Raw genomic sequence first — 12,315 nt, 5'->3', positions numbered from 1 at the left:
GAAAATAGCTAAATTGACAGTGAATTTTATCCCGTGATACAATTTGGTCCGGTTCCGAATCCACAAAAAAATAATTAAAGATAACGACTTATGATATAATACAAACAATATTAAGAGAGGTAATAATATGAAAACGAAAGATTTAGCCTTAGAGGCATTAATTGCAGCAGTATATATTGCAGTTACAGTTTTACTAAAACCTATTTCATATGGTTTTATGCAAGTTCGTGTATCGGAAATCATGTTGATTCTAGTATTGTTTAATCGTAAACATTCATATGGACTTATTTTAGGGTGTCTTCTTGCAAATTTTGTGAGTGATGCGGGGATTATGGATGTAATTTTTGGAACACTTGCGACATCAATTACATGCTTGTTAATGAGTTTAACAAAAGATGATCATCTTGCTCTAGTGTGGCCAGCAATTGTTAACGGTCTTATCGTAGGTGCAATGCTTGGGTATGTTCTTGAGGTTCCTTACTTACCAGCCATGGGATGGGTATTTTTAGGGGAATTTATTGCGACATTTATCCCTGGATTATTCCTTGTTAAGCCACTTAAGAAAAATGCTAAGATGCAAGAAATATTTGGATAATCACATAATTTCCCACAATTATGCATAAAACTCAAAAACTCACTGTCTAAGTGAGTTTTTTAATTTCACAATGTCTTCACAAAGAACAGAAAAGCAAAATTATTTGCCAAACAAATTTTCTTATGCTATTCTTCACAGGTCTTTTTTGAAAGGAGACATTTTAATGAAGAAATACTTAGTGATTATCTACATGGTGGTCATGGTAACAATCATTAGTGGATGTGCCGTGAATGCGGACGCCAATGTGGATATTACCTATCCAGTACTTAATGACATCGCTGAAGATAGCGATGAACCCTATAGGTTTAAAATTAGCGAAAAAATTGAAGATTTAGAAGAGCCCAATGTTGAAGAACGTGCGGCTTCCGAGGTTGTGTCAGGTGGAGCCAGTTGGATCTATGCAAAGACACAAGATGGTGTACGTGGTACAAAAACAACAAAATACAAAGAAACATATAACATAAAAGACGAATTGTTATCACGTGTAGAAATTCCTGAAGCGGCTGTTATTGAGCCAACAACACCAACACTTTATGAGGGTGGTCAAAAAGCGCAAGCAGGAGCTTACTATGAAGCAAGCCGTATTACACGATACGGTGTTGATTGTGAAGGCTGTAATATGAATAGTGCAGGCGAAGGTGGTACAGCTGCCGGTGTTCGTTTAAGCACGACTGCAGTTCAACAAGGTGATGGTTCATGGTTGCCAGGAATTACATATAACGGATATTACATCATTGCAACATCGAGTGCGATTCCAATGTGCTCGATTGTTGAAATATCAAACCACACAGTAAGTGGTAAAGGAATTGAGTACAATGTACCGTTCCGCGCAATCGTATTAGACCGCGGTGGTGCCATCCAAGGTTCGAAAATCGACTTATTTGTCGGTTCAGAATCGAATATGGGTGTAACCCAAGGGTCTGTACAAAACGCACATGTTGAGATCATCAGCGTGGGTGGCGGCTGTTAAAGCCAATGATCGGGATCTTAAGTAGCCAAAGGTCCTATCGACAAAGACCGAGTTTACTCGGTTTTTTTTGTTTTTAAAACATGATATAATTGACCCATGAACAAACTAAAGATACAAGAAGTAATTGTTGTAGAAGGAAAGCATGACAAGGAAAAAATCCTAAAATGTGTTGAAGCCGATGTTATTATGTCCAATGGTACACACATGTCATCTGATTTCTTGGCATTATGTAAAAAGATGAATGAGGAACGTGGAATCATTGTTTTCACGGATCCCGATGGACCGGGTGAGATGATCCGACGTCGAATTATTGAGGAAGTGGGCTCATGCAAGCATGCATCACTCCATATCCTGCAAACAAAGAAAAAACAAAAAGTAGGGATTGAACATGCAGATAAAGCCGATATTATCGATGCATTGAATGCTTGTTCCACTTTTGTTTTGAATAATCAATCTTTAACGCTCAGTGATTTCCAAACTTTAGGGCTCAGTGGCGCGAAGGATAGTGCAATGCGTCGTGATTTGTTGTCGGAGGCGTTCCGTTTTCCTAAGTCAAATGCGAAATCATGCCTGAAATATTTGAATATGCTTAATATTACAAAAGCAGACTGCCTAATGGTTTTGAAAGAGAGTAATTATGAAGACAATCGCTAACTATTCCGTAAGTATGGAATTATTACGTCGTTATGAACGACGTGCAAAGAAACATTTCGGACAAAATTTTATTATTGATCCGTCTGTCGTTCGCAATATCGCAACACAAAGTGGTGCAGGAGGGACGGTATTAGAAATTGGTCCTGGATTGGGAGCATTGACGCAACAACTCGCTGAAACATACGATAAAGTTATCGCCTATGAGATTGATCCCCATATGGTTGAGATTTTACAAGAAACGCTTGAAGAATATGACAATGTTAATGTTATCCATCAAGACTTTTTAAAAGCAGACTTAAGTATGTATACCGAACCAATTACGGTCTGTGCGAATTTACCTTATTACATCACGACACCAATTCTGTTTAGACTCATGGAACTCGACATTGTGGCGATGACGATTATGGTACAAAAAGAGATTGCAGATCGTTTGGGTGCTCATCCACAAACGAAAGATTACAGCTCTCTCTCAATACAAATGCAATACTATTTTGATGTGAAGACTGTTTTAAAGGTTTCAAAAGAGTCTTTTCATCCACGCCCAGGTGTGGAAAGTATTGTTATCAAACTTACACCTAAACATCAAACCATGCCTTATGATGAGAAAACATTTTTTGAATTTGTAAAGAAATGTTTTCAATTCAGACGTAAGACATTAGTGAACAATTTAAAGACGATTGATAAAGAAGTTGATTACGCGAGTGTTTTAGAGTCCTTAGGACTTGAAACAAACATTCGTGCTGACTATTTAACCTTTGACGATTATTTGCGTCTATATGGAGCTTTATATGCGTAAAAAAGCGTATGCAAAGATAACACTTTATTTGCATGCAGAAAAACGGATCGATAAGATGCTTCATTTCAAGAATATTATTGTTCCGATTGATCTTTTTGATATGGTTTATTTAGATAAACATGAAACAATGCATATTGAAACAGACAAAACATATTTACCCAATGATAAACGCAATACGGTTTTTAAGGCGCTCATGATTATGAAACGTCAATTTAATCTTGAGGATAACTTTAAGGTTCGTATTGTGAAGAATATTCCAGCACAAGCAGGTCTCGGGGGTGGGAGTGCTGATGCTGCCTGTGTAATTCGAATGATTGACGAAATGTACCAATTGAATCTTACTGATGAAGCACTGATCGATATTGCTCGTCAAATCGACGAAGATACTCCTTATTGCCTCTTTAACCAACCAATGGTTGTAGAAGGAATTGGGGATGTATTAACCCCTTTAAATCTCGACATGGATCTATACTACTTAATTATTAAACCGAGTTTTGGTGTCAGTACGAAATCCTTTTTAAAGCGATTTAAAGATTTTACAGATTTAAAGATGTTTAATCGCTGCTTAGAGGCGATTCATAAAAATGACTATGAATCTTTAGTTGAGAATACTCACAATGATTTTCAACGTCCAGTAATCAAACGAAACACACGACTTAAAAAAGTAGTGCGAATTCTTGAGAAACAGGGGCTTGAAGGTGTTTGTATGAGTGGAAGTGGAACATCCATTTATGGATTATCAAACAATAAAGAAAAAGTTATGGAAGCGTACGAAGCGCTCGTGTTAGATTATCCTTTTGTAAAGTATGGGAAAATTTTAAAAGCACACGATTATAAAGAGTTGACGGAATAATGTGCAACTCTTTTTTTTGATTTTTTTTAAAAGTTGATTTTAAAACACACTTTTAGGGACATATCACCTATACTTTACGTTTACTTTTATGAAATATGACGGTTTTACCGAATGAAACAGTTTGAAATGTGTTAAAATGGTTGCGGAGGCGGTCACAATGAAATATGCAATTGTTTTAGCAGCGGGTAAAGGTACCCGAATGAAATCAAATCGAAACAAGGTTATGCATGAAATACTTCATAAGCCTATGATTGGTCATTTAGTTGATCATCTTGAAGCGGTTAATACCGACAAAATTGTAGTTGTTACAGGACACCAAAATGAGCAAGTAGAATCCTACTTGGGTAGTCGTGTTGAATATGCATTCCAAAGTGAACAAATTGGAACAGGGGATGCTGTATTGCAAGCACAGCAACTTCATGGGAAAAAAGGTTCGACACTTTTAGTGTTTGGAGACTGTGCATTAATTCAGCCAGAGACGCTAAATCATATCTATGAACAGCATGAGGGGCATGATTTAACGGTTATCTCTGCGCAATTACAAAACCCTGGAACCTATCGTCGCATTGTGCGTGATAATCAGGGGCAAATTGAACGGATTATCGATTACCGTAATTTGACAGAATCCGAAGCGTCAATTACAGAAATCAGTCTCGGTATTTATTGTGTAAACAATGAGTTATTGTTTAAATATTTACCAGAGATTCGTGATGATGAAGTTACTGAGGAAATTAATCTCATTCGTCTTGTAGAAATTTTAAAGAAGAATGGTCATTCGATTCAATCACTACGTGTGTCAGATCACCAGGAATTTCTGGGTGTGAACGATCGAATGCAGCTTAATATCTCCAATAAATGGTTACAGTCACGCGTCAATGCGAAACATCTCGCAAACGGTGTAACGATTATGGATCCACAATCGACGTATATCGGTACCGATGTTGCGATTGCGGAAGATGTAACAATCTATCCTAATAATCATCTCTATGGAGATACAACGATTGGGACAGGAACTACGCTATTACCGAACTGTTGGCTCGAAAATGCAATTGTAGGGGAAAACTCAACAATCGATGCATCACGAATTATTAACAGTGAAGTAAAAGATTTCGTTACATTAGGACCGTCATCACACCTTAGAATGAATTCAGTTGTTGGCTCGCACGCACGAGTTGGGAACTACGTTGAATTTAAAAACACTCAATTTGGAGCGTATTCAAACTGTGCTCACTTAACATATTTAGGTGATGCTACGATTGGCGATAAAGTCAATATTGGATGTGGCGTCGTAACCGTAAATTACGATGGCAAAAAGAAATATCGTACTGAAGTTCGTGATGGAGCATTCGTCGGAAGTAATGCAAACTTAATTGCTCCAATCACAATAGGGGAGAATGCAGTGGTGGCGGCAGGATCGACCGTAAATGGCGATGTTGCTGATGGGGAGATGGCTATTGCACGGCCTCGTCAGGAAAACAAACCTGGATATGGTGCGAAATACAAGAATAAAGAGGGTAAATAAAAGACTATGAGAGAAGAAATGAAAGACAATACAGTTATTTTTGCGTTATCGTCGAACGTAGAACTAGCAGATGAGATTTGTGAACATTTAGATTTAGAACGCGGTAAGATTGATGTACGTCATTTTGCAGATGGCGAAATCTTGATTGAGCCACTTGTTTCTGTTCGTGGAAAACATGTTTACATTATCCAATCTACCAGCTCACCAGTAAGTGAAACATATATGGAAGTACTAATTGCAATTGATGCATGTAAACGCGCATCTGCAGATGAAATTACAATTGTTATGCCATATTATGGATATGCACGTCAAGACCGTAAGGCTCGTGCACGTCAACCAATTACTTCAAAATTGATGGCAAACCTATTACAAACAGCCGGAGCAGACCGCGTTGTTACAATAGACTTGCACGCACCACAAATTCAAGGATTCTTTGATATTCCTACAGATGACCTCACTGCAGTTGCAATGATTGGTCAATACTATAGAAACAAAAACTTCCAAGATGAAGTTGTTGTTGTGTCACCAGACCATGGTGGAGCAACACGTGCGCGTCGTCTTTCAGATACAATCCCTAACTCAACAATCGCAATTATTGATAAACGTCGTACAAAACCAAATGTTGCCGAAGCAATGAACTTAATTGGTGATGTTGATGGTAAAATTGCCGTTGTAATTGATGACATGGTTGATACAGCAGGATCACTCATGGGTGGAATCAATATGTTATATGAAAAAGGTGCTAAAGAAGTTTACTGTGCATGTACACATGGTATCCTATCAGGCCCAGCGATTGAACGTATTTCAAATTCTGATATTAAAGAGCTATTGATTACAAATACAATTTCTCTAAAAGAAGAAGCACGTCAAGAGCCTAAAATCAAAGAAATTTCAGTTGGATACATGCTTGCCAAAGCAATTGAAGCAATTCAATTACATACTCCTGTAAGTACACTCTTTGATTTATTCAATGACTAGTCAAACATTTCTTAAAGTTAATCTCATCATCGTTTTCGACCCTCAGGTCGAAAACGTTTTGATGTGTCATCGCCAAAAAGACCCCTATAAAGGGCTCTATAATTTTGTTGGTGGCAAAAAAAATCCAGATGAATCAGATATTGAGGGTGCCTATCGAGAATTATTTGAGGAAAGTGGCATCACAAGGGATGATATTCATATTAAACCTTTATTTTTTACTCAATACTTTGAAGATAAGATTGAGCTGCAAGTGTTCTACGGTTATCTTCAACATGAGGTAATACTCGTTCCAGAAAAAAATCCCCTAGAATGGATGCCCATAACAGAGGATTTTTCGGATGATACGCGTTTTGCGGGTCAAGGTAATATCAAACATATGATGGATTTAATTTATGAATCCAAACAAGGTATGTAATGATTTAGATGGAAACTATAGATATATGTTTCAATTAAAAGCTCTGGGTAGATAATACCGAGGGCTTTTTTATATGCTCTAATCTGGTCTTCATAGCGTTCAATGATTACCGATTCAGGTGCATTATCACTTTTAAAGTCAACCAAAATAAGATGTTGGTCATCAAAAGCATAAAAGTCAATGACCCCGGCATCACCATCGATAAGGTAAGGCATTTCCTGTTCAATATGTGGGAAACGATAAAGTTCTTGAGTAAAAGGATGTTCGTTATATGCTTGAAGTTTATATTTAAACTTAGGTTCAAAGCGTTGAAGGTCACTTTCCGTCCATAAACGATGCGGAAGTGTTTCAACGGCTTCATGCAATGTTGATCCGAATCCTGTAGCAAATTCAAAAGAATTATCGAAACTTAAGTCGCGATTTTTTAAGGCGAGGGTTGGCTCTTGTTTTAATTCAAGAGTTAATTTATCATCAAATACAGCTTTATGATCAACACGTTCCAGCGGTTCTAATGATGTTTCAGTGAGCTCCATTCCATCGATAATGCGTAAAATGGTATTCTCTGGACTTGCTGCAATGAGCATATCCACTTTTCGTTTATGATTTCTTAAAAGTTGGAAATCTAAACGCTCACGTTGATATTCTTTCACCACATCGACAATGATGAGATGTTTTTGAGGGCGGGTAAGAGCAACATAAAGGAGTCGAAGATTCTCTTCAATCTCTTCATTGTCTTGCTTTACTTCCATTACAGTTCGAATCATGTTTCGGGTAACAAAGCGCATTGGTAATGATACGTGATTGAGACCTATCCCAAATGCATCATCGTTAAGCAGAACATCGCTGTGATCACGAACTGCATGGCGCCCCATGCCCCACAGAAAGACAATTGGGAATTGAAGTCCTTTTGATTGATGAATGGTCATCGCCGTTACAATATCTGCATCTTTATTAAGCGGTGATGCTTCACTGCTCGTATCATCCTTAAATTCCGCAACAAAACGTACAAATCCTTGTAAGGTTGGAGCAGAACTTGCTTGATACTGAATTGCTTTTTCAAGTAAAAAGTCTAAATTTGTTTTATCTTGTAAGGATAATTCCTCGTTATATACGTTATTAAGCTGAATGATCTCTTGAATAATTGAAATTAAGTCCTTCGATCGCCAAGACAGAACCATTGTTTCTAATGACTGGGACAGGCTAGGATTTTCAATTTCAAGTGCTTTTCGTAAGCTTGATTCACCCATAAGTTTGAGAGAAGCAACTTGATCATCAGTATAGTTGTAGAAAGGAGAAGTAAGTACGGGTACGAGATAGAAATCATGAAACGTCGTCGCATAGTTCAAGAGTGCTACGACAGACGCAATAATCTCTGATTTATAAAAACCGCTTTGATCATCAATATAATGTGGAATATGATAAGCCTCAAATGCTTCTTTGAGGTACCCCTTGCTTGCGTGAGATCGAACCAAAATAACCATATCTTTAAATTGATAGCCTTGTTCATGGTATTTAATAATCTCTTGTGCAATATGTTGTGCGCGGAGTTGATCGGAGGTCTTTTTGAAACGATTATCGAGTTTTTCAATGATGTGAATTTCAACCGGATGGGAATCTTCACTTTGGGATGGAATCCCAACGTTAACATGATCATGTTCATTGTAGGTAATACCAAAGGTGAGGTTCATAAGTTTATCAAACACGAAATTATTGTACTCAACAATATCCTTCTTTGAGCGATAATTAAAGCTAAGGTACAAGTTTTTAGTCGAATCATCCCGCATTAGATTTTGCATGATGTTAGGCTTAGCACCTCGGAAACGATAAATAGATTGTTTTATGTCTCCTACACGGAATATATTATCTCCTGTTGATATTTTAGTTATAATCTCATCCTGATATTCATTCGTGTCTTGGAATTCATCAACCATAATTTCTTTGTATTTTGACTTTACAAGTTCTGATATTTCACCGTTATTTTCATTTAGGATACGTAAAGCCATCGATTCGAAGTCATTAAAATCAAGGCAGTTTTCGGCTTCTTTGAGTAAAGCAAAATTTTCAAGGTAGTCTTGAGTAATCTTGATGAGTAATGATACGGTGGGTGCTTGTTTATGAAGGAGCGTAAATTGTTGGTCTAAAGGCATGTAATTATCAAAGATGCGGTTGACTGTTTTCTCAATACGTTTGCGCTGTTCCGTATAGGCATCATTTTTTGTATCGGCAATGACCTTAAAATTACATGTGGTCATGAGTTGGTCGTAAAAAGTAATATCCTCTTGTTTAATTAAAAATTCTAATTCACGAAGACCTTCAAGCACTTGTAAGAGCATCGCGCTTTGGTCGTAGTATTTTTCCCCTTTTTTATCATTGGGATCATAAGACTCATCTGCGATGGCGATGATGCCTTGGACATCTTGAATGATTTCGTGGACTTGACGTTGATAAAAATCAAAAAATATTTGTTTGAAATCACTGGGGAAGTCGGCAAAAGTTTCAGTACGGTAAAGTTCCATAACTTGATGAACCGTACTGTGAGGGTCTTTTTTACCAATAAGCCAATTCGCATTGGCGTAAATAGCTTGTTCAAGTGATGCAAAGTCTAAGGGATTGGATGAAAAAATATTGAGTAAGGATTTTAGATCTTCGTAAGAATGCTGGAGCCAAGAATCAAATGTTTGGCGCATCGCTTGTCGTTGAAGTAACTTTGTCTGTGCATCATCCAAAATATTATCTGCTCGAGAAGGATTTACACCAATGATATAGCCGTAGTTTTTAATAATTGTTAAGCAAAAAGAGTGAATGGTTGAAATTTGCGCGGTTTCCACAAGAGATATTTGCTCAGCAATAAATTCAGATGCGTTTTCTTGGTATGCATTGTTTAAAGCCGCAAGAAGTCGTGTCTTCATCTCTGAAGCAGCAGCTTCCGTAAACGTCATTGCGCAGACTTCATCAATGCGAACGTTGTCTTGGATTATACGTTTCATCAATCGAGCAATCAAAACGGTAGTCTTTCCGGCACCGGCTGATGCCGATACGATCACATTTTGATTCAACGCTTCAATTGCTTGTTTTTGTTGGGGATTAAATGTTGTCATCTTTAGCTTCATCCTCTCTTTTTAAATCTAAGTCCTTGTCGATTTCGATACTGGAATCTTCGGGGTCTAAAACTCCGTTTAAAACATCGGTATAAATTGTACGATAAAGCTGGGTGAGCAATGGCTTAATTTTATCCATGTCATAAGGTTTAGTCCACGTTGAAACAGCACCATCTTTAGATTGACGTAGGCCACCAAAATAAGTTGCACTATCGTAACTGTCGAGCGGTTGTTCAAAAAGCCAGCCTTTATAACGTTTTGCTTTGAGCCATTCAGCTTCATAGTCTATTTCTTTTTCAATAATTCCTTTAGCAACTTTATATTCTACGTAAGGCGCAGTTAAATTAGGGTTTTTAAAGCCATAGTAATAGACAGCAAGACATTTTTTGTGGAAAACTTTTTCAGCAATCATTGCGTAGGTCAACAATTGTAATTGTGTTCCAGCTTTAACACTTTCTGCCGTGAGTGCAAGTTGTGAACTTTTGTAGTCTACAACTTGTACATAATGATCGTTTTCATCAATACGATCAATAATGCCACGTAAAACAATACCGTGAAACATGGATTCTTCTCGGAACCATCGTTCTTTTGAAACGACTTGGAAGGATGTATCTTCTAAGGAGGCTTGAATAAACGAAAGGTTTTGATTCATAAGGTCGTGATTACGATCATAAATCATCCGGTATCGCGGTTTAGCCATCGGAAAGACTTTTCGAACATCTTCCCATGGATCGAGATTTTTCCCGTCGTGATAGTATTCCATAACGGCATGATTAACAGTACCTGTAATACGGGGATCAAATTTAAGCGTCTCAGGTTCCCGAATCTTAAGGGCACGTTCCATAAAAAATTGATAAGGATCATTCACAAACATTTGAAAAGCAGAAATTGATCCGATTAACTTGCCTTCTTCTAAATAAATTGCTTGGGCAAGCTCTGGACTGAGACGGTGTTTTGTGGGCTTTCGATACGTATTTTGAATGAGAGGCCATGTTTCCAAGGGAATGTTATGTTTGTGAGCAAATTGCTCAACTGGATAAGAAACCTCTTGCCCTTTACCTTCATAAGTGGCCGCACTGTAAGACAAGGTCATGGATTGACTATGATCAAAAATATGGTTTTGCATCGCTAAGGTATATTGTGTCCGTTCATCCAAACGGGGATAACCACGTATCTCACTTAAGTATGCTTCGTCAATGATACCTGTACGTGAACTGATTGCGGGGAAATTCTTAGCCGATAAATTTACCACATATAAATGTTCTTGTGGAACGAGTGGGAGAGCAGTATAGTCTACAATGCGTAATGGTGCGTTATGGGTTTGATGACTTTGGAGTGAATCTAAATGTTCCAACAATAATAAATGTGTAGCTGTTTCGTATTCACCTAAGTGATTTTCAAGCAAATCGCGCAAGGGCGTTAAGTCGCCTTGAGTATGATCTTTAAGAATGTCATAACATGCGATGAGCGTTTCGCGGTAAGGCTGATCCAGCATTAATGCCAAACGCTCTTGGAGTCGTAAGACATCATCTTGAATTCGTTCTTGAAGGACAAACATTTCTGGATAAAGCTCAGATTCGTTGCAAGCATCAAAAACACCAAATACATCATTAAGGTCAAATTCAAAATGCGTAAGATAGGTTACAAGGTCTTCACGGCGTTTAAGCCCTAAAGCACCCGATTCGATTGCTTTAATTAAAGTGGTCATTGTTGGGGAAAAAGCGAAATCAATTAACGCACGATATTGCGCTTTCATCAATTCAAAGCGTCGATCTTGAAGTTTTAATGGATAATCATATCGCTCAAGGATGGATTCCAACAGTGGTTCCATCATGGCTTTATTAGCAACAGCAATGGTAGCGGAAGCATACTGATTCTGGATGATGTCTTGAACCACAGCCTCCAATTCACTTCGAGGATTTAGAGCTACCTTAAAGGAAATTGAAGTCGGTGTTTCATTTTGTGGTGTGATAAAAGGAATTTGATTTCGGGTTAAAAACGCATGTTCTGCATGAGATAAACCATAAGCGACGGCTTCATAAGCAACATCAGGTTTTAATGTAGGCTTTTCAAACAAAGGTTCGATGCGTGTCAGACATTGGTAGATTTCCTCTTGTAAGGGCGTATTGCGAGGACAATCTTCTACCGATAATCCATAGAGATGTAATTCTTGAATTAATCGCATTAAGACATTCATCGTTTTAGGAAATTTTAAAACCGTTTCAAGACGAGGACAATGGCATTCTTGCAGTTGCTTGAAAGCGGATATTTCGAGTGAACGTCTACGAATGTCGGACTCAAAAAAGGCCAGATTAAAATCTCGAATGGCGACACCGAGATAATAATCTTGCTGTGATAATAAAATATGCTTTAAATCTTCATGGAAGATTCGATTACTGACAATGGTTTTGTGCATAAAAAGCCCCCTTTAATA

General features: G+C 37.8%; 10 protein-coding genes. 8 read left to right on the top strand and 2 right to left on the bottom strand.

All coding sequences use genetic code 11. From position 1 onward, the window contains the following. The first annotated feature begins 127 nt into the window (after positions 1-127). The 8 genes from B096_RS0108795 (at position 128) to B096_RS0108760 (ending at position 6,783) form a co-directional block, all read left to right on the top strand. Positions 128-595 (top strand): QueT transporter family protein, encoded by a 468-nt coding sequence (locus tag B096_RS0108795; protein ID WP_018580363.1) that lies wholly within the window; start codon positions 128-130, stop codon positions 593-595. Between the two features lie 163 nt (positions 596-758). Next, positions 759-1,565 carry a 3D domain-containing protein gene (locus B096_RS0108790; protein ID WP_018580362.1) on the top strand — a complete coding sequence of 269 codons (807 nt, stop codon included), beginning with the start codon at positions 759-761 and terminating at the stop codon, positions 1,563-1,565. Positions 1,566-1,661: 96 nt separating this feature from the next. Further along, a complete protein-coding gene (gene rnmV / locus B096_RS0108785) occupies positions 1,662-2,219 on the top strand; it encodes a ribonuclease M5 (RefSeq protein ID WP_018580361.1) in 558 nt (185 codons plus the stop codon). After that, the gene (gene rsmA / locus B096_RS0108780; protein ID WP_018580360.1) at positions 2,203-3,015 is read left to right on the top strand and encodes a 16S rRNA (adenine(1518)-N(6)/adenine(1519)-N(6))-dimethyltransferase RsmA; all 813 of its coding nucleotides are present in this window, start codon (positions 2,203-2,205) and stop codon (positions 3,013-3,015) included. The genes rnmV and rsmA overlap by 17 nt, the downstream gene beginning before the upstream one ends. After that, positions 3,008-3,868 (top strand): 4-(cytidine 5'-diphospho)-2-C-methyl-D-erythritol kinase, encoded by an 861-nt coding sequence (gene ispE, locus B096_RS0108775; RefSeq protein WP_018580359.1) that lies wholly within the window; start codon positions 3,008-3,010, stop codon positions 3,866-3,868. Before rsmA ends, ispE begins: the two co-directional genes overlap by 8 nt. A gap of 157 nt (positions 3,869-4,025) precedes the next feature. Then, positions 4,026-5,390: a bifunctional UDP-N-acetylglucosamine diphosphorylase/glucosamine-1-phosphate N-acetyltransferase GlmU gene (glmU, locus tag B096_RS0108770; RefSeq protein ID WP_018580358.1), complete on the top strand. Its 1,365-nt coding sequence runs from the start codon at positions 4,026-4,028 to the stop codon at positions 5,388-5,390. A gap of 6 nt (positions 5,391-5,396) precedes the next feature. Beyond that, the gene (locus tag B096_RS0108765; RefSeq protein ID WP_018580357.1) at positions 5,397-6,368 is read left to right on the top strand and encodes a ribose-phosphate diphosphokinase; all 972 of its coding nucleotides are present in this window, start codon (positions 5,397-5,399) and stop codon (positions 6,366-6,368) included. After that, positions 6,361-6,783 carry an NUDIX hydrolase gene (locus B096_RS0108760; protein ID WP_026254176.1) on the top strand — a complete coding sequence of 141 codons (423 nt, stop codon included), beginning with the start codon at positions 6,361-6,363 and terminating at the stop codon, positions 6,781-6,783. The genes B096_RS0108765 and B096_RS0108760 overlap by 8 nt, the downstream gene beginning before the upstream one ends. On the opposite strand, the gene B096_RS0108755 is transcribed toward B096_RS0108760, so the two are convergent. Then, a complete protein-coding gene (locus tag B096_RS0108755) occupies positions 6,759-9,881 on the bottom strand; it encodes a UvrD-helicase domain-containing protein (protein ID WP_018580355.1) in 3,123 nt (1,040 codons plus the stop codon). The two genes, B096_RS0108760 and B096_RS0108755, sit on opposite strands and share 25 nt — an antisense overlap. Continuing rightward, positions 9,868-12,297 (bottom strand): PD-(D/E)XK nuclease family protein, encoded by a 2,430-nt coding sequence (locus B096_RS0108750; RefSeq protein WP_018580354.1) that lies wholly within the window; start codon positions 12,295-12,297, stop codon positions 9,868-9,870. The genes B096_RS0108755 and B096_RS0108750 overlap by 14 nt, the downstream gene beginning before the upstream one ends. Between the last annotated feature and the right edge of the window lie 18 nt (positions 12,298-12,315).

The sequence above is a fragment of the Erysipelothrix tonsillarum DSM 14972 genome, from assembly GCF_000373785.1.
GTDB lineage: Bacteria > Bacillota_I > Bacilli_A > Erysipelotrichales > Erysipelotrichaceae > Erysipelothrix > Erysipelothrix tonsillarum.
Note: the sequence above shows the minus strand (reverse complement) of the source record. Positions and strands in the feature narration are given on the sequence as shown.